Here is a 23880-nt window from a genome sequence, read left to right on the forward strand (position 1 = left end):
GAGGCCGTAACATGGCCGGACCACCGATGGGGGAGAACGATGTCCGACAATCAGGCTCAGCCGCCCGGCGGGCCTCAGCCGCACGACCCGTGGGCTCCGCCGGAGAGCAGCAGTGCCGCCGGCAAGGTGCCCCTGGACAAGCCGGCAGCGGCTCCGCCCGGCGTGCACGACCAGCCCACCGTCATCGCGATGCCCGGCGCCGGCCCCGAGGACACCGGGTCCGTCCCGCCGCCGCCCGTCGCGCCCGGCGGGCCCGCACCCGCCCAGCCCGCCGCGGGAGCCTACGGCTACCCGGCCGCCCCCAGCCTGCCGCAGCCCCCGGCCGCCGGCTTCGGCGCCCCCGACCCGTACGGCGCCGGGTACCCGGGCTATCCCGGATACGGCCAGGCCGCGGGCTGGCAGCAGCAGCCGGCCAACGGCATGGGCATCACCGCGATGGTGCTCGGCATCCTCTCCGTCTGCCTCTTCTGCCTGTACGGCGTCGTCGCCATCGTCCTCGGCATCCTCGCGCTGATCTTCGGCATCCTGGGCCGCAAGCGTGCCCAGCGGGGCGAGGCCACCAACGGCGGTATGGCGCTGGCCGGCATCATCCTCGGCGTGTGCGGCATCGTCATCGGGGCCGTCGTCATCGCGCTGATCGCCTGGGGCATCACCACGGCGATCAACGAGGAGAACAAGCAGGACGACTACGACTACGACAGCTACTCGAACCACCTGGTCGTCGACGTCACCCGCTAGATCTGTCGTCCTGGATCAGGCGAGAGGCCCTGGTCCGGCCGCTGTCAGCTGATGCCGCTCCGCAGTTCCTCGCGTGCCTCCATCAGCGCGAACCCCAGCAGATTGAGCCCGCGCCAGCGCGTGGGGTCCTGCGCCCGCTCGTCGTCCGCGGCCAGTCCGATGCCCCAGATGCGGTCCATCGGGCTGGCCTCGACGAGCACCCGGTCCCCCGTGGCCAGCAGGAAGTCGCGCAGCGCCGCGTCCTGCCCGAACTTGTGCACGCTGCCCGAGCGCACGATCTTGAACCGCTCGCGCTTCCATAGGGCGTCGTCGAAGCCGCGCACCAGCCGCCCCACCTTCTTGGCCTCCGCCGGTGACTTCGCGGCCAGCGCCTTCCGCTCCGCCTCCGCGTCGCCGAACAGCCGGGCCTTGGACGCCATCATCCAGTGCTCCGCCGTCGCGTACCGCACGCCGTCGACCTCGAACGGTGACGGCCACCACTGACTCAAGCAACTGCTTGAGATGGTGCCGTCCTTGCGCGGTGTGTGCCCCCAGAAGTGCAGAAACTTCACCCGCTGACCGGCCGCCGTGCTCTTCATCAGCTCATCGATCGTCCCCATGCACAGGAGTCTGGCAGCCGCCACTGACATCCCGTCCCGCGCGGACGCCGGTGACGCGACACATGGTCGACCGATTCCGTCGCGTAATCAAATGGCAACAACGGAATCCCTTGTTGCGTGGGTCACCCTCTGTCAGGATCGGCACTCAAATCGAGCTGGGACTACGGAGAGCGCTATGGGCAACCGCTTCCAGACGCAGGACCGCTTCGCTGCCGGCGCGCAATTCATCGGCGGAAAGCTGCGCCCCGGAACTTCGGGGCGTACGCAGGACATCGTCGACCCGGCCACGGGCCGGACGATCCACACGTACGAACTGGCCGGCCCAGCGGACGTGGACGCGGCCGTCGCCGCCGCCCGCGACGCCCGGCCCGGCTGGGCCGGCGCCACCCCCGGCGAGCGCTCCGAGGCGATGCACCGCTTCGCGGCCGTGCTCGCCGACCAGGCGGAGGACCTGGCGGGGGCCGAGTCGCTCCAGTGCGGCAAGCCCATCAGACTGAGTACGGGGTTCGACGTCCCCGGCACCATCGACAACACCGCGTTCTTCGCCGGCGCCGCCCGTCACCTCGAGGGGCAGTCCGCGGGCGAGTACAGCGGCGACCACACCTCGTACGTACGGCGTGAACCGATCGGCACGGTCGGTTCCATCGCCCCCTGGAACTATCCGCTGCAGATGGCGGCCTGGAAGGTTCTGCCGGCCATCGCCGCGGGCAACACCATCGTCCTGAAGCCCGCCGAGATCACCCCGCTCACCTCGCTGATGTTCGCCCAGGCGGCCACCGAGGCAGGCGTCCCCGACGGCGTCGTCAACATCGTCAGCGGCGCGGGCAGGGACGCCGGCGAGTACCTCGTCGGCCATCCGGACATCGACATGACCTCCTTCACCGGCTCGACGGCGGTCGGCAAACGCGTCGCCCGCATCGCCACCGACACCGTCAAGCGCCTCCACCTCGAACTCGGCGGGAAGGCCCCCTTCGTGGTCTTCGACGACGCCGACCTCGAGGCCGCCGCGCACGGGGCGGTCGCCGGGTCGCTCATCAACACCGGCCAGGACTGCACCGCCGCCACTCGCGCCTATGTCCAGCGGCCCCTGTACGACGCCTTCGTCGCCGCGGTCGCCGATCTGATGGCGACGGTCCGGCTCGGTGACCCGTTCGACCCGGCCACGGACCTCGGTCCGCTCGTCTCCCATGTGCAGCGCGACCGCGTCGCCGCGGTCGTCGACCGGGCCCGCGGTTACGCCACCGTGGTGACCGGCGGCGAAGCGCCGCAGGGGGAACTGCGCGACGGCGCCTACTATCTGCCCACCCTGGTCATCGGTGCCGCCCAGGACAGCGAGATCGTCCGACACGAGATCTTCGGACCCGTCCTGGTCGTGCTGCCCTTCGACACCGACGACGAGGGCCTCGCTCTCGCGAACGACACGCCCTACGGGCTGGCGGCCTCCGCCTGGACCCGGGACGTGTACCGCGCCGGCCGTGCCACCCGGGAGATCAGGGCCGGCTGTGTGTGGGTCAACGACCACATCCCGATCATCAGCGAGATGCCGCACGGCGGATACCGCGCCAGCGGCTTCGGGAAGGACATGTCGGTGTACTCCTTCGAGGAGTACACGCAGGTCAAGCATGTGATGTACGACAACACCGCCGTGGTCCGCAAGGACTGGCACCGCACGATCTTCACAGGCCGATAGCCGCCGGGCCGCGCTCGTCGCGGCCATATCCACCCGAAAGGGCAGAGCGTCATGGAGCAGTACGAGACCGAGCGCCTCTCCGCGGCCCAGCTGGCGGCCATGCGGCGCAGCCTGACGAACGGGCGAGGGGCCCTCTCCCGCCGTTCGCTGCTGCGGGTGTCGGGCGCCGGCGCGCTCGCCGTCGGCGGCGCGGGCATCCTGAGCGGCTGCGGCATCCCGCCCGCCAAGCGGGAGAGCGGAGCAGCCGACGCCGACGACCACTCGGACAAGGAGAAACAGCTCACCTTCTCCAACTGGACCGAGTACATGGACACCAGCGAGGACGGGAAGAGCCGCCCGACCCTCGATGCGTTCACGAAGCGGACCGGGATCAAGGTCAAGTACACCGAGGACATCAACGACAACGTCGAGTTCTTCGGCAAGATCCAGCCGCAGCTCGCGGCCGGCCAGGACACCGGCCGCGACCTGATCAACGTCACCGACTGGCTTGCGGCCCGGATCATCCGGCTCGGCTGGGCCCAGAAGCTCGACCCGTCGCTGCTGCCGCACGCCTACGCCAACCTCTCCTCCCAGTTCCGCACCGTGGACTGGGACCCGGGCCGTGCCTACTCCTACCCGTGGACCGGCATCCCGTGCGTCATCGCCTACAACTCGAAGGCGACCCGCGGCCGGAAGGTCGACTCCGTCACCCAGCTGCTCGACGACCCGGCGCTCAAGGGCCGCGTCGGCTTCCTCACCGAGATGCGCGACACCGTCGGGATGACCCTGCTCGACATGGGCAAGGACCCCGGCAAGTTCACCGACGCCGACTACGACGCCGCCCTCGGCCGCCTTCAGAAGGGTGTCGACAAGAAGCAGATCCGCCGCTTCACCGGCAACGACTACACCTCCGACCTGGCCAAGGGCGACATCGCCGCCTGTCTCGCCTGGGCGGGTGACGTGATCCAGCTCCAGGCCGACAACCCCGACATCAAGTACGCGATCCCGGCCGCCGGTTATGTCACGGCGACCGACAACCTGCTCGTCCCGGCCGAGGCACGGCACCGCAAGAACGCCACCCGGCTCATCGACTACTACTACGAGCTGCCCGTCGCCGCGCAGCTCGCCGCGTACATCAACTACGTGTGCCCGGTCGCCGGCGTCGACGCCGAACTCGCGAAGATCGACCCGGAGCTGGCGAAGAACCCGCTGATCATCCCGGACGAGGCCATGGCCGCCAAGTCCCATTCGTTCCGCTCGCTCTCCTCCGAGGAGGAGACGGCGTACGAAGAGAAGTTCGCCAAGCTCATCGGCGCCTGACCCGCCCCCCTTCCCCCGACACCTGGGATCGCGACCCATGACTGACAAGCAAGCGGGCGGCGATGTCCGCCTCTCCGGGATCAGCAAGACCTACGGCTCCTTCACGGCCGTCCACCCGCTGGACCTGACCGTCCCCCAGGGCTCGTTCTTCGCCCTGCTCGGCGCCTCCGGCTGCGGAAAGACCACCACGCTGCGGATGATCGCCGGACTCGAGGACCCGACGACGGGCACCGTCCGTCTCGGCGACAAGGACGTCACCGCCCTGCCGCCGCACAAGCGCCCCGTCAACACGGTCTTCCAGAGCTACGCGCTCTTCCCGCACCTGAGCATCTACGAGAACGTCGCCTTCGGCCTGCGCCGCCGTGGCGTCAAGTCGGTGAAGAAGCAGGTCGACGACATGCTGGAGCTCGTCCAGCTCGGCGACTTCGCCCAGCGCAAGCCGCACCAGCTCTCCGGTGGTCAGCAGCAGCGGGTCGCCGTCGCCCGCGCGCTCATCAACCACCCGCAGGTCCTGCTGCTCGACGAGCCGCTCGGCGCCCTCGACCTCAAGCTGCGGCGCCAGATGCAGCTGGAGCTCAAGCGCATCCAGACGGAGGTCGGCATCACCTTCGTACACGTCACCCACGACCAGGAGGAGGCCATGACCATGGCCGACACGGTCGCGGTGATGAACGGGGGCAGGGTCGAGCAGCTCGGAGCGCCCGCCGAGCTGTACGAGAACCCGCGGACCACCTTCGTCGCCAACTTCCTCGGCACCTCCAACCTCATCGAGGCCGAGGTGGTTCAGCACTCGGGCGACGAGGTCGTCGTCACCGCGGGCGGCGGAAAGCTCCGGCTGCCCGCCGGGCGCTGTCCGGACGCCACCGCCGCAGGCGGCCGGCTCCTCGTCGGGGTCCGGCCGGAGAAGATCTCCCTCACTCCCGTCGCCGACGCGGACACCGTGCCCGCAGGCCGTAACTCCGTCACGGGCCGGATCCTCGACTCCTCCTTCATCGGCGTCTCCACGCAGTACGTCGTCGAGAGCCCGGCCGGCAAGGGCCTCGAGGTCTACGCACAGAACGTCGAACACCGGGCCGGCCTGGAACCGGGCGCCGAGGTCGTCCTGCACTGGAACCCGGAGCACACCTTCGGCCTCGACGCCGCCCAGGCCATCGACGCGGGCGTGGAGACGGTGGGGGAGCGCCCATGACCGTCACCCAGGCACCGCCGCTGTCGCCCGCCCCCGGCGGGCCGCCCGCCCACAGGACACCGGTGCGCCGCAGGCTGGTCCCCTACTGGCTGCTGCTCCCCGGCATCCTGTGGCTGGTCGTCTTCTTCGTGCTGCCCCTCGTCTACCAGGCGTCGACCTCCGTGCAGACGGGGTCCCTGGAGGAGGGCTTCGAGGTCACCTGGCACTTCGCGACCTACTGGGACGCGCTGAGCGAGTACTACCCGCAGTTCCTGCGCTCGCTGCTGTACGCGGGCACCGCCACCGCCCTGTGCCTGCTGCTCGGCTATCCGCTCGCGTATCTCATCGCGTTCAAGGCCGGCCGCTGGCGCAATCTGCTGCTCGTGCTGGTGATCGCACCGTTCTTCACCAGCTTCCTGATCCGCACCCTCGCCTGGAAGACGATCCTCGCGGACGGCGGACCGGTGGTGGAGGCGCTGGGAGCCGTCGGCTTCCTGGACGTCACCAGCTGGCTCGGGCTCACCGAAGGCAGCCGCGTGCTCGCCACACCGCTGGCGGTCGTCACCGGACTGACGTACAACTTCCTGCCGTTCATGATCCTTCCGCTCTACACCTCGCTGGAGCGGATCGACCCGCGGCTCCACGAGGCGGCCGGAGACCTGTACGCCAGGCCCGCCACGACCTTCCGCAAGGTGACGCTCCCGCTGTCCATGCCGGGTGTGGTCTCCGGGACGCTGCTGACGTTCATCCCGGCGAGCGGTGACTACGTCAACGCCCAGCTGCTGGGCTCGACCGACACCCGCATGATCGGAAACGTCATCCAGTCGCAGTTCCTGCGGGTGCTGGACTACCCGACGGCGGCCGCGCTGTCGTTCATCCTGATGGCGATCGTGCTGATCACGGTCACCGTCTACATCCGCCGGGCCGGAACGGAGGACCTGGTCTGATGAGCTGGGCAAGGCGCAACATCGTCGTCATCGCGGGACTGCTCACGCTCGCGTACCTGATCCTGCCGAACATCGTCGTGATGGTGTTCTCGTTCAACAAGCCCGCCGGGCGCTTCAACTACGCCTGGCGGGAGTTCTCCACCGACGCGTGGCGTGACCCGTGCGGCGTCGCCGACCTGTGCGGCTCGCTCGCGCTCTCGCTGCAGATCGCGTTGTGGGCGACGGTCGGTGCGACCGTGCTCGGCGCCATGATCGCCTTCGCGCTCGTCCGCTACCGGTTCCGGGCCCGCGGCACGATCAACTCGCTGATCTTCCTGCCGATGGCGATGCCCGAAGTGGTCATGGCCGCCTCGCTGCTGACGCTCTTCCTCAACCTCGGCGCCGAGCTGGGCTTCTGGACCATCCTCATCGCGCACACCATGTTCTGTCTGAGCTTCGTCGTGGTGGCGGTGAAGGCGCGGGTCATGTCGATGGACCCGAAGCTGGAGGAAGCGGCGAGAGACCTCTACGCCGGGCCCGTGCAGACGTTCCTGCGGGTCACGCTCCCGATCGCCGCACCCGGCATCGCCGCCGGCGCGATGCTGGCCTTCGCCCTGTCCTTCGACGACTTCATCATCACCAACTTCAACTCCGGCAACACCGTCACCTTCCCCATGTTCGTGTGGGGTTCGGCCCAGCGCGGTACGCCCGTCCAGATCAACGTCATCGGTACGGCCATGTTCGCCGTCGCCGTACTGATCGTGGCCGGCGGTCAGATCATCAGCAGCCGCCGGAAGAAGCGCGCCCTGACCCGGTAGCCCGGACCGGCGGCACCAGCACCGGATCCGGTAGCACCCAGAAGGAGTGGGAACCATGGCCCCAGCCGCCATGACCTCTGCACGATCACTCTCCGACGCGCGGCCCGCGCCGTTCTGGCTGGAAGACCCCGGCAAGCCGGAGCCGCTGCCCGCCCTCGCCGGCGACGAGAGGTGCGACCTCCTTGTCGTCGGCGGCGGGTACAGCGGACTGTGGACGGCGCTGCTCGCCAAGGAGCGGGACCCCGCACGGGACGTCGTCCTGATCGAGGGCCGGGAGGCGGGCTGGGCCGCCTCCGGCCGCAACGGCGGCTTCTGCGCCGCCTCGCTCACCCACGGCCTCGGCAACGGACTGGCCCGCTGGCCGGACGAGCTGGCCAAGCTGGAGGAGCTCGGCGGGCGCAACCTCGACGCCATCGAGGAGGCCGTCGGCCGGTACCGCATCGACTGCGACTTCGAACGCACCGGTGAGATCGACGTCGCCACCGAGCCCTACCAGCTCGCCGAGCTCCACGAGATGCACCAAGAGGCCGCCCGGCTCGGATTCACCGGTCTCGAACTCCTCGACGCGGACGCGATGCGCGCGGAGGTCGACTCGCCGACCTTCCTCGGCGGGCTGTGGGACCGCCGGGGGGTGGCGATGCTGCACCCGGCGAAGCTGGCCTGGGGTCTTCGGCGGGCGTGTCTGGAGCTGGGGGTGCGCATCTACGAGAACACCCCCGGCCTGCGGCTCACGCCCTCCGGCCCGGGGATCGTCGTCCGAACCCCCTACGGCCGCGTCCTCGCGCACCGGGTGGCGCTCGGCACGAACGTCTTCCCCTCGCTGATCCGGCGGGTACGCGCCTACACCGTCCCGGTGTACGACTACGCGCTGATGACCGAGCCGCTCAGCGCCGCCCAGCTCGCCTCCGTCGGCTGGAAGAGGCGGCAGGGGCTCGGCGACAGCGCCAACCAGTTCCACTACTTCCGCATCACCGCCGACAACCGCATCCTGTGGGGCGGCTACGACGCCGTCTATCCCTTCGGCGGCAAGGTGCGCGCCGAGATGGACCACCGGCCGGAGACCTATCTGAAGCTCGCGTCGCACTTCTTCCGCTGCTTCCCGCAGCTCGAAGGGCTCCGCTTCAGCCACGCCTGGGGCGGCGCCATCGACACCTGCACCCGCTTCTCCGCCTTCTTCGGCACCGCGCACGGCGGCAAGGTCGCCTACGCGGCCGGCTTCACGGGCCTCGGCGTCGGCGCGACCCGGTTCGGCGCCGACGTGATGCTCGACCTGCTGTCGGGGGAGCGGACCGAACGGACCGAGCTGAAGATGGTGCGCAGCAAGCCGCTCCCGTTCCCGCCGGAGCCGGTGGCGTGGGCCGGTATCGGCCTGACCAAGTGGGCCATGGCCAGGGCCGACGCCAACGGCGGCCGGCGCAATCTGTGGCTGCGGACGATGGACCGGTTCGGCCTCGGCTTCGACAGCTGACCCGCCGCCCCGGCCGCCGCTGCCCGCCACGTCCCGGACGCGCGGTGCGGGACCGACGGCTGATCTCCCAACTCGCGTAATAGAGGGGCCCCGTTCCGCTCTCTGTGTGTGCAAGCACTCTCGTGCACACGAACGGAGACCGGACCATGAGCGGAACGAGCGCCAGGATCGCGATGGAGTGGCTGGCGGCGGTGGCGCCGGATCCGGAGGCATGCCGGTGGGAGTGGGAGCGGAACCAACACGGGATCGCCCTCCTGCCGGCCGGCCGGCGCTGGGACGTACTGATCCTGCCGGCCGAGCTGGGACACCCCACGCTGGATGTGCTGACCCGGCTGGTCGACCGGCCGGGTCCGGTCCTCTCCGGATTCGGTGAGTCCCGCATGGGCTTCTTCGTACCGCCCGGCACCGCGGGACGGTGGCTGGGCTCGGGCATCCGGACGGCGGGGCAGGGCACTTGGATCGTCGTGCCGTATCCGGGCAGGACGGCGGGGCGGGTGCGCTGGCTGATCCCTCCGGACGGCTCCGGGACGCTCACCGATCCCTCACTGCTGGAGCTCGCCATGCACGAGGCCGCCGCGGGGATCGCGCGCGGCGGCAGGGACTGAGCGCGGCGTGGCCGTCCGGAGTGCCAGAGGTCTTGACAACCTGATTGGTCTGGACCATGTTGTGGCCGCCGCACTCGAATCCCCCATGCCCGGAGGCTGTTGTGGACCGCACAAGACTTACGGCTGCCGTTGCGGCAGCCGTCCTCGCCGTCACAGGACTCGTCGCCACCACGGGGTCAGCGGCGGCGGCCGACACCGAACTCGCCCGCAACGGCGGCTTCGAAGCCGGGCTCACAGGCTGGACCTGCACCGCGGGCAGCGGCGTCGCCGTCTCCTCGCCCACCCACGGCGGCACCTCCGCCCTCAAGGCCACCCCGGCCGGCAGCGACAACGCGAAGTGCGCCCAGACCGTCACCGTGAAGCCCGACTCCGCCTACACGCTCAGCGGCTGGGTCCAGGGAAGCTACGTCTACCTCGGCGCGTCGGGCACCGGTACCACCGACGTCTCCACCTGGACGGCGTCCGCCCCCGGTTGGCAGAAGCTGACGACCTCGTTCCGCACCGGGCCGTCGACCACCTCCGTGACGCTCTACACCCACGGCTGGTACGGCACCCCGGCCTACCACGCCGACGACATCTCCCTCTTCGGCCCCGGCGGTGACCCCGCCACCGTCCCGGCCGCGCCCGCAGGCCTGCGCGCAGGCAGCCCCGGCTCCACCTCCGTACCGCTGACCTGGAACTCCTCGTCCGGCGCGACCAGTTACCACGTCTACCGGGACGGCGCGCGGGTCGCCACCGTCGGCGGCACGTCCACCACCGTCACCGGGCTGACCGCCGCCACGACCTACACCTTCCAGGTCTCCGCCGCCAACGAGGCGGGCGAGTCGCCCAAGTCCCCCGCCGTCAGCGCCACGACCACTTCCGGCGGCGGTGACACCGGCGGCGGCCTGCCCGCCCACGCCCTCGTCGGCTATCTGCACGCCAGCTTCGCCAACGGCTCCGGCTACACCCGCATGGCCGATGTCCCCGACTCGTGGGACGTCATCAACCTCGCCTTCGGTGAACCGACTTCAGTCACCTCCGGCGACATCCGCTTCAGGCTCTGCCCGGTCGCCGAATGCCCGAACGTGGAATCGGAGGCCGAGTTCAAGGCCGCCGTCAAGGCCAAGCAGGCCGCCGGCAAGAAGGTGCTGATCTCGATCGGCGGCGCCAACGGGCAGGTGCAGCTCTCGACGACGGGTGCTCGCGACGCCTTCGTCACATCGGTCTCGAAGATCATCGACGACTACGGCCTCGACGGCCTCGACATCGACTTCGAGGGCCACTCCCTGTCACTGAACACCGGCGACACCGACTTCCGCAGCCCCACCTCGCCCGTGATCGTCAACCTGATCTCGGCGCTCAAGACCCTCAAGGCCAAGTACGGCCCGGACTTCGTGCTCACCATGGCCCCGGAGACCTTCTTCGTCCAGCTCGGGTACCAGTACTACGGCTCCGGCCCCTGGGGCGGCCAGGACCCGCGCGCCGGGGCGTACCTCCCGGTCATCCACGCCCTGCGCGACGACCTGACCCTGCTGCACGTCCAGGACTACAACTCCGGCCCGATCATGGGCCTGGACAACCAGTACCACTCCATGGGAGGCGCGGACTTCCACATCGCCATGACCGACATGCTCCTCACCGGCTTCCCGGTCGCCGGCGACCAGGCGAAGTTCTTCCCCGCCCTGCGGCCCGAGCAGGTGGCGATCGGCCTCCCGGCCTCCACCCAGGCGGGCAACGGCCACACCTCGCCCGCCGAGGTGAACAAGGCGCTCGACTGCCTGACGAAGAAGGTGGCCGCCGCCTGCGGCTCGTACCGGACCCACGGCACCTGGCCGGCCCTGCGCGGCCTGATGACCTGGTCCATCAACTGGGACCGCTTCAACCAGTTCGAGTTCTCGAGGAACTTCGACGCCTACAGATGGAGTTGAGGAACGGCAGCAGCGCCCCGAAGAGGCACAGGCTGCCGAGCACGTCCAGCGGCCAGTGGTAGCCGCGCAGCACCAGACCGATGCCCGTCGCCAGGGTGAGCACCCCGGCGGCGGGCATCGCCCACCTCCGGCGCAGATACGGCGTGACGAGCAGTGCGGCCCCGCAGTAGGCGACCATCGCGGTCGCCGTGTGGCCCGACGGATACCAGCCGGTGCCCGGCTCCAGCGGGGCGGGACGGGCGATCCAGAGCTTCAGCGGGACGACCAGCGCGGGCACCGCCGCCATCGCGGCCACGGCGGCCAGCGCCGGCACCCACCGCCGCCTCTCACGCAGCAGGGCATGTCCGACCGCCGCCGCGAGCACGGGCAGCGCGACGGCCATGCTGCCGAGATCGGCGAGGAGTTCGGTGACGGCGGCGGGCCCGGCGCCGAACAGGGCACGGCCCAGTCGCACGTCCGCGGAGAACAGCGGCCCCTCGACGGCCACCTGCCAGGTGATCAGCGCGAAGAGCGTCACGCAGAGGAGGACGGCGGCCCGAGAACGCCGAGAGGCCGGCCACATCGGAACAGGGGGGGTGGTTCCGAGGTGGCCGGCCGGACCGGTTTGCCGCGCGCCCCGGGGGGTTTGGGGCGGGCGGCCATCCGATCGGTGAGGAGTTCCGGAGCCTGCAGCTCCAGTGGTGTGCGCGAGGGCACGACCAGGTCGGGGCTGGGGAGGCTCCGTCCTGGGGTCGCCCGCAGTCTCCTGCGAGCGGGGTGTTTCTCTCATCTGCAGAAACCGTACGTCAGGCGGAAGGGGACCAACAGCCGGATCTCCATCCCGCCATCGGCCCCCCACAGCTTCTTCACAGAGTGCCTGCGTCGCCGCCGGTCAGACGCGGGCGAACGCCTGCTCGAGGATGTCGAGACCCTCGTTCAGCAGGTCCTCGCCGATCACCAGCGGGGGCAGGAAGCGCAGCACGTTGCCGTAGGTGCCGCAGGTGAGGACGAGCAGGCCCTCCGCGTGGCACGCCTTGGCGAGCGCGCCGGCCGCCTCGGCGTTCGGCTCCTTCGTGGCGGGGTCCTTCACCAGCTCGATCGCGATCATCGCGCCGCGGCCGCGGATGTCGCCGATGATGTCGAACTTCTCCTGCATCGCGGTCAGGCGGCCCTTCATGACCTCCTCGATCCGCTGCGCCTTGCCGTTGAGGTCCAGCTCCTTCATCGTCTCGATCGAGCCCAGCGCACCGGCGCAGGCCACCGGGTTGCCGCCGTAGGTGCCGCCGAGGCCGCCGGCGTGCGCGGCGTCCATGATCTCGGCGCGGCCGGTGACGGCGGCCAGCGGCAGACCGCCGGCGATGCCCTTGGCCGTGGTGATCAGGTCGGGGACGACGCCCTCGTCCTCACAGGCGAACCACTGGCCGGTCCGGCAGAAGCCGGACTGGATCTCGTCGGCGACGAAGACGATGCCGTTGTCGTTGGCGAACTGCACGATCGCGGGCAGGAAGCCCTTGGCCGGCTCGATGAAGCCGCCCTCACCGAGCACCGGCTCGATGATGATCGCGGCGACGTTCTCCGCGCCGATCTGCTTGGTGATCTGGTCGATGGCCTGCGCCGCGGCCTCGGGGCCGCAGTTCTCCGGGCCGGTCGGCCAGCGGTAGCCGTACGCCACCGGCACGCGGTACACCTCGGGCGCGAACGGGCCGAAGCCGTGCTTGTACGGCATGTTCTTGGCGGTCAGCGCCATCGTGAGGTTGGTGCGGCCGTGGTAGCCGTGCTCGAAGACGACGACCGCCTGGCGCTTGGTGTGGGCACGCGCGATCTTGACGGCGTTCTCGACCGCCTCCGCGCCCGAGTTGAACAGCGCCGACTTCTTGGCGTGGTCGCCCGGGGTCAGCTCGGCGAGCGCCTCGCAGACCTCCACGTAGCCCTCGTACGGCGTCACCATGAAGCAGGTGTGCGTGAAGTCCTGGAGCTGGGCGCTCGCCCGGCGTACGACGGCCTCCGCGGAGGCGCCGACCGAGGTCACGGCGATGCCGGAGCCGAAGTCGATCAGGCGGTTGCCGTCGACGTCCTCGATGATCCCGCCACCCGCACGGGCCGTGAACACGGGCAGTACGGACCCCACCCCGCCGGCGACCGTCGCGGTACGGCGGGCCTGCAGCTCGATCGACTTCGGGCCGGGGATGGCGGTGACGACGCGGCGCTCCTGCGGGATTGCGGTCATGAGGGGCTCCTGGGGGTGTATCCGGACGCTTGTTGTCTTTCTCCGCAGGCTAGGGGCGCCGCCCCGGTGCGGGCATGCGCCGATCGGGAGTGTTGGGGGTGTGTCGTTGTCCGTCACGGCCATAGGCGCGCGAGCGTGCCCGGTCCCGCAGGCGCGGGACGGACAGGAGAGGGCGAAATCCGGCCGGTTCCGCGCGGCACGGAGCCCACGGGGCCCCGCGGGACACGGGATCATGGCCCGGTGTGCCGTCCGCGCAGGGGCGCACGCACTAGATTGACCGTGCAGAGAGCGGGCCTGGCTGGTCAGGGGGCAGCGGTTCATGGAATCCGAAGGCACATACGACGCACGCGGCACACGCGCCAATCCCGTGCCACGCCCCGCCGGTCCACCGGCGGAGGTACCGTCTGTGCCGCCCGGCACCCCCGCCCGGCCCGGCCACGCCCCGGCCACCCGGCCCCGGGTCGCGGAGTGGCTGCGTGTGCCCCGGCCCGCCGCGGCCCCAGGGATCTGGCGGCTGGGCCACCGTGACCGCCCCGAAGAGGAACCGGACCTCGTCCCCGCCCGGCAGCTCTTCGGCGGAGCCTTCGTCGCCTACCTGTGCGGCTGGCTGCTCTGGTCCCTGCTGTGGAACCGCTACCTCGAGGGATGGTGGTTCTTCGTCGACGACTGGTGGCTGCTGCCCATGCTGTGGGCCGTGCCCGACGCCTGGCGGTCACCCGTCGACCCCAACTTCGAGATGTACGTCCTGGCCAGCTATCTCTACAACGGCATCGTCCTCGGTCTGCTCGCCGTCGGCTTCGGCCGGGTCGGGAACTGGCAGGAGATCTGGCAGCGGTACGGAGTGCCGCTGTGGCCGCTGTTCGTGTTCCTGCCGGGCGTCTGGCGGGAGATCCCACGCACCGTCACGTGGCTCACCTGGGTCTCGAACATCTATTACGTGCTCCTCGCCGCGGCGGTCGTCGCCGCCGTCGGCCGGGTCGGCACCTGGCCGGTCGTGCAGCGCAGGCGCGCGAAGGCGGCGGGACACGTGGCCGACGCCCCGCCACCGCCGCAGGACCCCGCCGAGTGGCCGGAGCTGCGCAGCGCCGGGCTGGCCGAGGCCGCCGACCGCCTCACCGAGGCGGCCCTGGCCGGCACCCTCGGCGATGTGGACTACGCGCGGATCCGGCGCGCCTGGCAAGGCGTCCACGCCCGCCCGGAGCGGCTCGCCGCCTTCGCCGAGACCGTGCGCAGGCACGGCCCCGCAGCCTGCGCCCACCCGTCCGGCCTGCGGGACCTGCCGGTGCGCACCGCGACGCACGACCTGGCGACCGGCCAGGTCAAGATCGGCACCGTCGTCGACGACGCACGCAACCCGTACGCCCGCCGCACCACCGGCGTCGCCCTGGAGCCCGCCCTGCTCGGCACCTCCTTGCTCGCCGTCGGGCCCTCCGGGTCCGGCAAGAGCGTGCGGCTCGTACGGCCCGTCGTCGAGTCCCTGTGCCTGCTGGCGCTCGCCAACCGCGCCGCCGTCGTGGCCGTCACCGCCCACGGGGCCGCCGTCGCCACGGACGGCGACTTCGACCTCGTGGTCTCCGTCGGACGCCCGGACTCGACCCACGACCTCGACCTCTACGGCGGCGCGGAGGACCCGGACGAGGCCGCCCGGATCCTCGCGGAGGCGCTCGTCGGGGACCTCGCCGCCGGACTGCCCGGCGGCGACAGCCGGCGCGCCGCGACCGCGCTGGCCCAGCTCATCGGCCCCTACCGGTGCGTGCACGGACACTTCCCCGCCGTCGCCGAACTGCGGGAACTGCTCGGCGGTGCGCCGGCCGCCCTCGGCGCGCTGCGCACGGCCCTCGAACAGGCGGGGGAAGCGTCGCAGCTGCGCGAACTGGACGCCCGCGAACGCCAGTCGGCCCGTGGCGACGACATCGGGGTGCTCCTCGCGGAACGGATCGCCTTCCTCGACCGGCCGGCGTTCTCCTCGTTCTTCCGTACCGACGGCGAGGGACGGACGTTCTCGCTGCGCGCCATCGAGCACCCCCTGCGGGTCCGCGTCGACCTGCCGGAGCGCGGCCACGCCGAGGCCTCGCGGATCATCGCCCGGCTGGTGCTCGCCCAGTTCACCGAGGCGGCGCTCACCCGCTCCGACCGCTCGCTCTTCGCCTGTCTCGTACTGGACGACGCGACCAGCACCGTCACCACCGACTCGGTGCGCGCGCTGCAACGGCTGCGCTCCGCCAACGCCGGCGTCGTCCTCGCGCTGCGGACCCTCGAGGACGTGCCCGAGCCGCTGCGCGGCCCCCTGCTCGGCGCCGTCGGCTGCCGGATGGCCTTCTCCGGCCTCGCCCCCTGGGACGGCGGCCGGTTCGCGGAGACCTGGGGCACCGAGTGGGTCCAGACCCGTGACGTCACCAACCGGCAGATCATCTCCGACGAGCCCCTCACCAAGGCGCTGCACATGATGCGCCGCCTGGTCACCGGAAAGGCGGCCACCGCGGAGGCGGTCACCGTGCGTGAGGTCGAACGTGCCCGCTGGTCGGCGTCCGACCTCGCCCACTCGGTGCCCGCCGGGCACGCGGTGCTGTCGCTGACGTCCGTACGGGGGGAGCACGCGCCGCCGCTGCTGGTGGACCTGCGGACCTGAGCGGGGGACCGGCGGTGGTCCGAGCGGGCGCAGCCGGTGACCTGAGCGGGGGACGGCCGGCGGCCGGTGACTGCTACGCCCTGGCAGAATCGGGGTACGCCGTTCATACGGGACGGCGAAATCCGAACCGCCGTCCCCCTTTCGAAGGGCCCCAGGTCCCATGCCGCCCACCCTCGCCTCGCTCGTCCAGCACTCGGCGCTCAAACTCACCGTGCGCGCCGGAGAGGACCGGCTCGAGACACCGGTGCGGTGGGCACACGTCAGCGAGCTCGCCGACCCCGTGCCGTACATGGAGGGCGGCGAGCTGCTGCTCGTCACCGCCATGACCCTCGACGCGGAGGACCGCGAGGCCATGCGCCGCTATGTGCGCAGGCTCGTCGGCGCGGGAGTCGTCGGACTGGGTTTCGCGGTCGGCGTCTACTACGAGGACATTCCCGAAGCGCTCGTCGAGGCCGCCAGGGAAGAGGGGCTGCCGCTGCTCGAAGTGCCGCGCCGTACCCCGTTCCTCGCGATCAGCAAGGCCGTCTCCGCGGCCATCGCCGCCGACCAGTACAGGGCCGTGACCGCCGGGTTCGAGGCACAGCGCGAACTGACCCGGGCCGCGCTCACCGAGGGGCCCGACGCTGTCGTCGCGCGGCTCGCCGCGCACATCGACGGATGGGCGGCGCTGTACGACACCTCCGGCGCCGTCGTCGCCGCCGCGCCCGACTGGGCGGCCCGGCGGGCGGCCCGCCTCACGGCCGACGTCGAGCGGCTGCGCCAGCGGGCCGCGCCCGCGAGCGCCGTGGTCGGCGGCACCGAGGACGACGACCGCGTCGAGCTCCAGTCGCTCGGCACCGGGCGCCGGGTCCGCGGCGCCCTCGCCGTCGGCACCGGGGCACCTCTGGGGACCGCGGAGCGCTACGCCGTGCACTCGGCTGTCGCCCTGCTGACCCTGGCGACGGAGCAGTCCCGGTCGCTGCAGGCCGCCGAACAGCGGCTCGGCGCGGCGGTGTTGCGGATGCTGCTGTCCGGGCAGCCCGACCATGCCAGAGCCGTCGCCGGTGACCTGTACGGCGGACTGCTCGACGCCCCGTTCCGGCTGCTCATCGCCGAGACCGCCGGCGAGCAGGACACCGGCGCGGGCGACCGGCCCGCGGCCCTGAGCGCGTTCGCCGAGTCGGTCGAGTCGGCAGCCGGCCGGGCGGGGGAGACGTTCCTCGCCGTCCCCGACGGGACGGAGGGCCGCACGGTGCTGCTCGCCGTGGACGGCGGTGCGGTGGCCGCCGCCTGCCTGGCGGCCTACGGGGACAAGGACGCCGACGAGGCCGAGGTCTACGTCGGGCTCTCCGCGCCCACCGGTCCGACAGCGGCCGCCGGCGCGTACAAGCAGGCCGAGCAGGCGCTTTCGGTCGCCCGGCGGCGCGGACGCGCTCTTGTCGAGCACGAGGAGCTGGCGGCGGGATCCATCGTGCCCCTGCTCGGCGACGACGCGGTGCGCGCGTTCGCGGACGGCATGCTCCGCGCGCTCCACGAGCACGACGCGACCGGCCGGGGCGACCTCGTCGCATCGCTGCGGGCCTGGCTGTCGCGCCACGGCCAGTGGGACGCGGCCGCGGCCGACCTCGGCGTGCACCGCCACACCCTGCGCTACCGGATGCGCCGCGTGGAGGAGATCCTCGGCCGCTCACTCGACGACCCGGACGTGCGCATGGAGCTGTGGCTGGCGCTCAAGGCGACGGGCGAGCCCCAGGGGTCCCGCTAGGCGGCGGTCCCGGGCGATCAGCGGTCCCCGGTGCGCAGCCGTCCCGATGAGCCCACCGAAACCCGGGTGGGATCGAAAAGGAGTGCCGAACGTGCCGGATCCTGCCCGCTTCCGGGCAGGATTGTTGGATTCGGGGCTCCCGACTCCCTAATCTCCTGCTCATGACAAACCCCGCCACCGAGCCGGCGTCCGTCGCGCCCGACCTCACCGCGCGCCCGTCCGCCCCCGGCCGCCGCCGGCTCTCCGGAGCCGTCTGGGCGGCCCTCGTCATCGTGTACGTCGTCTGGGGCTCCACCTACCTCGGCATCCGTATCGTCGTCGAGACGATGCCGCCGTTCGTCTCCGCGGCGATCCGGTTCGTGATCGCCGGCCTGGTCCTCGGCGCGTTGGTGGCCTGGCGGCGCGGTCCGGCCGCGCTCAAGGTCACCAGGCATCAGCTCGCCTCCGCGGCCCTCGTCGGCCTGCTGCTGCTCCTGGGCGGCAACGGTCTGGTCGTCCTCGCGGAGACCTCCGTCCCCTCCGGGCTCGCCGCGCTGCTGGTCGCCGTGGTCCCCGCCTGGGTCGTCGTCCTGCGCAGGGCGTCCGGCGAGCGGCCGGGCCCGGGCGCCTACGGCGGTGTGGCGCTCGGACTGGCGGGCCTCGCGGTACTGACCCTGCCCGGCCTCAGTGGTGACGTGCGCATCACCGGCGTGCTCACCGTGGTCGCCGGGTCCCTGATGTGGTCGATCGGCTCCTTCTCGTCCTCCCGGATCCCGATGCCGGCCGACCCGTTCGCCGCCAGTGCCTACGAGATGGTCGCGGGCGGCATCGGCTGCGCCCTCGTCGCCCTCGGCAGGGGCGAGCACCACGGCTTCGTCCTGGGAGACGTCTCCGCACGCTCGTGGACCGCGCTCGCCTACCTGGTCGTCTTCGGTTCACTGCTCGCGTTCACGGCCTACGCGTGGCTCCTGCACAACGCCCCGCTCTCGCTCGTCGCCACCTACGCGTACGTCAACCCGGTGGTCGCCGTGCTGCTCGGCGCGCTGGTGCTCGACGAGCGGCTGTCCTGGCCGATCGCGGTGGGCGGCGTCGTGGTCGTGGCGGGGGTCTGTCTGATCGTGTCCACGGAAAGGCGCCGCTGACTCGCCAAAGCGGCCAGCCGGGCCGGGCGACCACTCCATGCCGGACAAACGACCCGGCGGACGCGCGGCCCTACCGTGTGGGGAGAGCAACCGAGCAGACCCCACTACTTCGGAAGGGCCGGGACTCCGCATGACTTCCACCCACGCCTTCTGGCTCGCCGGCCGCCAGGCCACCGGCGAGACCGTCCTCGACGTCACCTCCCCGTGGGACGGCCGCCTCGTCGGCAAGGTCTCCGTACCGACCGCCGACCAGGTCGAGGAGGCCGTCGCCGCCGCGTACGCCGTGCGCGACGAGTTCGCCGCCACGCCGGCCCACGTTCGCGCCGCCGCCCTCGACCACGTGTCGAAGCGCCTGGTCGAGCGCACGGAGGAGATCGCGCAGCTGATCTCCGCCGAGAACGGCAAGCCGATCAAGTGGGCCCGCGGCGAGGTCGGCCGGGCCGTCTCGGTGTTCCGGTTCGCAGCGGAGGAGGCCCGCCGCTTCAACGGCGGCGAGGCCCAGCGCCTCGACACCGACGCCGGCGGCCAGGGCCGTCTCGCGCTGACCCGCCGCTTCCCCAAGGGCGTCGTGCTCGGCATCGCGCCGTTCAACTTCCCGCTCAACCTCTGCGCCCACAAGATCGCTCCCGCGATCGCGGTCGGCGCGCCGATCATCCTGAAGCCCGCCCCGGCGACCCCGCTGTCCGGGCTGATCCTCGGCGAGCTGCTCGCGGAGACCGACCTGCCCGCCGGTTCCTGGTCCGTGCTGACTGTGCCGAACGAGCAGATGCCCGCCCTGGTGCAGGACGAGCGCCTGCCGGTGATCTCCTTCACCGGCTCCGACAAGGTCGGCTACGCGATCATGGACTCGGTCCCGCGCAAGCACTGCACCCTGGAGCTCGGCGGCAACGGCGCGGCCGTCGTCCTCGCCGACTTCGCGAGCGAGAAGGACCTGGACTGGGCGGCGACACGCATCGCCACCTTCTCCAACTACCAGGGCGGCCAGTCCTGCATCTCCGTGCAGCGCGTGATCGCCGACACGACCGTCTACGACCGTCTGCTGCCGAAGATCGTCGCCGCTGTCGAGGCCCAGGTCACCGGCGACCCGTCCGACGCCGCCACCGACGTCGGCCCCCTCGTCAGCGAGGACGCCGCCAAGCGCGTGGAGGCGTGGGTGGACGAGGCGGTGCAGGGCGGCGCCAAGCTGCTCACCGGCGGCAAGCGTGACGGCGCCACCTACGCGCCCACCGTGCTGACCGAGGTCCCGGCCGACGCCACCCTCGCCTGCGAGGAGGTCTTCGGCCCGGTCCTGACCGTGACCGAGGTCGACGGCGAGAGCGAGGCGTTCGCGGCGGTCAACGACTCCAAGTACGGCCTCCAGGCAGGCGTGTTCACGCACGACGTGCAGACCGCCTTCCGCGCCCACCGTGCCCTCGAGGTCGGCGGCGTGATCATCGGCGACGTCCCGTCCTACCGCGCGGACCAGATGCCGTACGGCGGCGCCAAGCAGTCCGGCGTCGGCCGCGAGGGCGTGGCCTTCGCGATGGACGACTACACGTACGAGCGGGTGCTGGTCCTCACCGGACTGGCGCTGTAACGCCCGTACTCACGACCGGCGGCCGGAGCCCACTGTGCGGGGGCTCCGGCCGCTTTTCGTGTATCTGCGCTCCGAGCTGCTGCAACTGGGAGCTTCCCGGGCGTAGTGGGAAACACCTTGGTACAGAACAGTGAGCCTCCCGCCATGGCGAGCGTGGTTCCACGTAGACCGGGCTGGGGGGCGGCTCCAGCGGCGGGCGATCCGGCTCGGCGGCACACCGGAGTGGCGGGCCCTGGCGGGGAGGCGCACCTGGGGCACGGCGGCAAACAGCGGGCCACCCAGGCGCCGGGCACGCTGGCGCGCGGCTACGGCGGCGGCACGGGGGGTTCAGCGGCGGCCAACGGTGCGTCGTACGGCGGCAGTTCGGCGGCGACGGCGCCGCCATCATCGAGCTGTACGGCCGGCACCTGCGGGGCATCCTGGCCGTCGGGTCCAGGCACGTATACCTGTTCTTGTGTCGAATCAGGCATCGTCTGCCCTACCGACCACGCGCGGACAGGATCTATGACCGGTCCAACCACTCGAACGGCGCTGGCCCCGCTACGGGATCAAAGTGTTGTAGATCTCGACCACCTTCGTGTCGAACGGTGGCGCTCCGAGCTCCTGTGCGGCAGGGCGAACCGCATCTGCCAGGAAGCGTTGCATTGCGTCTTCCGACTCCCATACGTCGATGACCTGCCATCCGCCCGCCGCGCCAGGCGCTGCGAAATGGGCGATGAGCCCGGCAGGCGGATTGTTGCGGTCGGGGATCGCCCGGTCGAGCGTCGCCTGGTAAAGCTCTTGGTTCCAGTCCGGGGCTTGATTGACTACCAACACTGCCATCTCGGTCTTCCTCGATTCACGTTCGAAGTCGGCCCCCTGCGGGTGACGCTACGTCCGAGTGCGTACGGCAGCGAGCAGTGGCGGACGTCTCTACGCCGTCCGATGGAACTGGGCCGTCGGGTCCGGGGACGTCTGTTCTGGACTCGCGGTAGCTGCCGGTTCTGGGCCGGCCGCCCTCCGATCGGAGTAGCCCATGGCCAGATGCGGATGTGGCAGTTCTCGGTGCGAATGCGTCATCACGGCCGGTCCCGGGCGTGACAGTGACCGTCACCGCCGGTCCCAGTAGCCCGTACATCGTCGGCGCCGAAGACGTCGCGTGTGAGGACGTCCGGCCCTGTTCACGGCGATCGCCGTGCTGAGTCCCTTACGCAGAGGTGAGGTACAGGGTGGTCCGGCCGGCTGACCGGCTTGGCGAGTCGCCTGCCCCCGGTGCCGTACGCGGGCTGGTGGAGGTGCCGGGAATCGGGTACTACGAACGAGTAGCCACCGGCCGGTCATCGACCCGGCGGTCCCCGATTCGCGGCGAGGTGAGCCTCAATGTCCGCTCCAACGGACAAGCCCCTGCATCAGCCCCACACCCCGAAGATCAGCGAGCGCGAGGCGCGACAGGTCGCGGAGGCGGCGCGCGAACAGGACTGGCGGAAGCCCAGCTTCGCCAAAGAGCTGTTCCTCGGCCGTTTCCGGCTCGACCTGATCCATCCCCATCCGATGCCGACCGGCGAGGCCGCCCGGCGGGGGGAGGAATTCCTCTCCAAACTCCGGCGGTTCTGCGAAACGGAGATCGACGGCGCCCGCATCGAGCGCGAGGCGCGGATCCCCGACGAGGTGATCAACGGGCTGCGGGAGCTCGGCGCGCTCGGCATGAAGATCGAGCCCAAGTACGGCGGCCTCGGTCTCACCCAGGTGTACTACAACAAGGCGCTGGCCCTCGTCGGCTCGGCGAACCCGGCGATCGGCGCGCTGCTGTCCGCGCACCAGTCGATCGGCGTGCCCCAGCCGCTGAAGCAGTTCGGGACCGAGGAGCAGAAGCAGCGGTTCCTGCCGCGGCTGGCCCGCAGCGACATCTCCGCCTTCCTGCTGACGGAGCCCGATGTCGGTTCCGACCCGGCCCGCCTCGCCACGACGGCCGTCCCGGACGGCGACGACTACGTCCTGGACGGCGTCAAGCTGTGGACCACCAACGGTGTCGTCGCCGACCTGCTCGTCGTGATGGCGCGGGTGCCGAAGTCGGAGGGGCACAAGGGCGGCATCACCGCCTTCGTCGTCGAGGCGGACAGCGAGGGCATCACCGTCGAGAACCGCAACGCCTTCATGGGGCTGCGCGGTCTCGAGAACGGTGTCACCCGTTTCCATCAGGTGCGCGTCCCCGCGGAGAACCGCATCGGTCCCGAGGGCGCGGGTCTGAAGATCGCGCTGACGACGCTCAACACCGGCCGGCTCTCCCTGCCCGCGATGTGCGTCGGAGCCGGCAAGTGGTGCCTGAAGATCGCCCGCGAGTGGTCGGCGGCGCGCGAGCAGTGGGGCAAGCCGGTCGCCAGGCACGAGGCCGTCGGCGCGAAGATCTCCTTCATCGCCGCGACCACCTTCGCCCTGGAGGCCGTCGTCGATCTGGCCTCCCAGATGGCCGACGAGGACCGCAACGACATCCGTATCGAGGCCGCGCTCGCCAAGCTCTACGGGTCCGAGATGGGCTGCCTGATGGCGGACGAGCTGGTCCAGATCCGCGGCGGCCGCGGTTTCGAGACGGCCGAGTCGCTGGCCGCGCGCGGCGAACGCGCCGTCCCCGCCGAGCAGTTGCTGCGTGACCTGCGCATCAACCGCATCTTCGAGGGCTCGACCGAGATCATGCACCTGCTCATCGCCCGCGAGGCGGTGGACGCGCACCTGGCCGTCGCCGGCGACATCATCGATCCCGACAAGCCGATGTCCGCCAAGGCCAGGGCCGGGGCCAACGCGGCCGCCTTCTACGCCCGCTGGCTCCCCAAACTCGTCACCGGACCGGGCCAGCTGCCCCGTACGTACGCCGAGTTCCACCCCGCCGGGCACCAGGACCTGTCCACGCATCTGCGGTACGTCGAGCGCAGCTCGCGCAAACTGGCCCGTTCGACCTTCTACGCCATGTCCCGCTGGCAGGGCCGCATGGAGACCAAGCAGGGCTTCCTCGGCAGGATCGTCGACATCGGGGCGGAACTGTTCGCGATGAGCGCGGCCTGCGTCCGCGCGGACATGCTCCGTGCGTCCGACGACCACGGCCGCGAGGCCTACCAGCTCGCCGACGTCTTCTGCCGCCAGGCAAGGATCCGCGTAGAGGAGCTCTTCACCCGCCTGTGGTCGAACACCGACGACCTGGACCGCAAGGTCGTCGACGGCGTGCTCTCCGGGACGTACAGCTGGCTGGAGGAGGGTGTCATCGACGCGAGCGGCGAGGGCCCGTGGATCGCGGACGCCACACCGGGCCCTACGGTGAAGGAGAACGTGCACCGCCCGATCCGCTGACGGGCCACCGCCGCGGCGGGCCAGGTGGTGGCGGCCCGCCGGGTACTGCCTGTCAACGCGGACAG

18 protein-coding genes are annotated in these 23880 nt (G+C 71.3%); 14 read left to right on the forward strand and 4 right to left on the reverse strand.

The window, feature by feature from the left end; translation table 11 throughout:
* Positions 1-39: 39 nt before the first annotated feature.
* Entirely contained in the window at positions 40-738 is a 699-nt protein-coding gene (locus ACIPJI_RS34505) for a DUF4190 domain-containing protein (RefSeq protein WP_402250826.1), read from the forward strand.
* A gap of 44 nt (positions 739-782) precedes the next feature.
* Here ACIPJI_RS34505 and ACIPJI_RS34510 read toward each other — a convergent pair whose 3' ends face one another.
* Positions 783-1337, reverse strand: coding sequence for an NADAR family protein (locus ACIPJI_RS34510; protein WP_402250828.1), 555 nt, complete (start codon positions 1335-1337; stop codon positions 783-785).
* Positions 1338-1512: 175 nt separating this feature from the next.
* On the opposite strand from ACIPJI_RS34510, the gene ACIPJI_RS34515 reads away from it, so the two are divergent.
* From ACIPJI_RS34515 to ACIPJI_RS34550, 8 genes are all read left to right on the forward strand, one after another.
* The gene (locus ACIPJI_RS34515; protein ID WP_402250830.1) at positions 1513-3027 is read left to right on the forward strand and encodes a gamma-aminobutyraldehyde dehydrogenase; all 1515 of its coding nucleotides are present in this window, start codon (positions 1513-1515) and stop codon (positions 3025-3027) included.
* Between the two features lie 51 nt (positions 3028-3078).
* On the forward strand, positions 3079-4326 hold the full coding sequence (locus ACIPJI_RS34520; RefSeq protein WP_402250832.1) for a spermidine/putrescine ABC transporter substrate-binding protein: 1248 nt from the start codon (positions 3079-3081) through the stop codon (positions 4324-4326).
* A 37-nt stretch (positions 4327-4363) separates the two neighbouring features.
* Positions 4364-5515: an ABC transporter ATP-binding protein gene (locus ACIPJI_RS34525; RefSeq protein WP_307708543.1), complete on the forward strand. Its 1152-nt coding sequence runs from the start codon at positions 4364-4366 to the stop codon at positions 5513-5515.
* The gene (locus tag ACIPJI_RS34530) at positions 5512-6441 is read left to right on the forward strand and encodes an ABC transporter permease (RefSeq protein WP_356622214.1); all 930 of its coding nucleotides are present in this window, start codon (positions 5512-5514) and stop codon (positions 6439-6441) included. Before ACIPJI_RS34525 ends, ACIPJI_RS34530 begins: the two co-directional genes overlap by 4 nt.
* Entirely contained in the window at positions 6441-7238 is a 798-nt protein-coding gene (locus tag ACIPJI_RS34535) for an ABC transporter permease (protein WP_307708545.1), read from the forward strand. Before ACIPJI_RS34530 ends, ACIPJI_RS34535 begins: the two co-directional genes overlap by 1 nt.
* Before the next feature lie 55 nt (positions 7239-7293).
* Positions 7294-8706 carry an FAD-binding oxidoreductase gene (locus ACIPJI_RS34540; protein WP_307708546.1) on the forward strand — a complete coding sequence of 471 codons (1413 nt, stop codon included), beginning with the start codon at positions 7294-7296 and terminating at the stop codon, positions 8704-8706.
* A gap of 146 nt (positions 8707-8852) precedes the next feature.
* Positions 8853-9311, forward strand: a complete 459-nt coding sequence (locus ACIPJI_RS34545) for a hypothetical protein (RefSeq protein ID WP_402250836.1) — start codon at positions 8853-8855, stop codon at positions 9309-9311.
* 56 nt (positions 9312-9367) lie between these two features.
* On the forward strand, positions 9368-11221 hold the full coding sequence (locus ACIPJI_RS34550) for a chitinase (RefSeq protein ID WP_402250838.1): 1854 nt from the start codon (positions 9368-9370) through the stop codon (positions 11219-11221).
* Here the strand turns inward: ACIPJI_RS34550 and ACIPJI_RS34555 are convergent.
* Entirely contained in the window at positions 11172-11990 is an 819-nt protein-coding gene (locus ACIPJI_RS34555) for a phosphatase PAP2 family protein (protein ID WP_356622211.1), read from the reverse strand. The genes ACIPJI_RS34550 and ACIPJI_RS34555 overlap by 50 nt on opposite strands.
* A 102-nt stretch (positions 11991-12092) precedes the next feature.
* Positions 12093-13427 carry a 4-aminobutyrate--2-oxoglutarate transaminase gene (gabT, locus tag ACIPJI_RS34560; RefSeq protein ID WP_307708550.1) on the reverse strand — a complete coding sequence of 445 codons (1335 nt, stop codon included), beginning with the start codon at positions 13425-13427 and terminating at the stop codon, positions 12093-12095.
* Positions 13428-13833: 406 nt separating this feature from the next.
* Between gabT and ACIPJI_RS34565 the strand changes: the two genes are divergently transcribed.
* The 4 genes from ACIPJI_RS34565 (at position 13834) to ACIPJI_RS34580 (ending at position 20497) form a co-directional block, all read left to right on the forward strand.
* Complete coding sequence (locus ACIPJI_RS34565; RefSeq protein ID WP_402250840.1) at positions 13834-16056, forward strand: ATP/GTP-binding protein; 2223 nt, start codon at positions 13834-13836, stop codon at positions 16054-16056.
* 160 nt (positions 16057-16216) lie between these two features.
* Entirely contained in the window at positions 16217-17800 is a 1584-nt protein-coding gene (locus tag ACIPJI_RS34570; RefSeq protein WP_402250842.1) for a PucR family transcriptional regulator, read from the forward strand.
* Between the two features lie 161 nt (positions 17801-17961).
* Entirely contained in the window at positions 17962-18921 is a 960-nt protein-coding gene (locus ACIPJI_RS34575; protein WP_307708553.1) for an EamA family transporter, read from the forward strand.
* Between the two features lie 130 nt (positions 18922-19051).
* Positions 19052-20497 carry an aldehyde dehydrogenase family protein gene (locus ACIPJI_RS34580; RefSeq protein WP_356622207.1) on the forward strand — a complete coding sequence of 482 codons (1446 nt, stop codon included), beginning with the start codon at positions 19052-19054 and terminating at the stop codon, positions 20495-20497.
* A 540-nt stretch (positions 20498-21037) separates the two neighbouring features.
* Here the strand turns inward: ACIPJI_RS34580 and ACIPJI_RS34585 are convergent.
* Positions 21038-21319 carry a hypothetical protein gene (locus ACIPJI_RS34585; protein WP_356622206.1) on the reverse strand — a complete coding sequence of 94 codons (282 nt, stop codon included), beginning with the start codon at positions 21317-21319 and terminating at the stop codon, positions 21038-21040.
* Between the two features lie 537 nt (positions 21320-21856).
* On the opposite strand from ACIPJI_RS34585, the gene ACIPJI_RS34590 reads away from it, so the two are divergent.
* Entirely contained in the window at positions 21857-23815 is a 1959-nt protein-coding gene (locus ACIPJI_RS34590) for an acyl-CoA dehydrogenase family protein (protein WP_402250845.1), read from the forward strand.
* Positions 23816-23880: the final 65 nt, after the last annotated feature.

This window comes from Streptomyces sp. NPDC086835 (genome assembly GCF_044745705.1).
Lineage (GTDB): Bacteria > Actinomycetota > Actinomycetes > Streptomycetales > Streptomycetaceae > Streptomyces.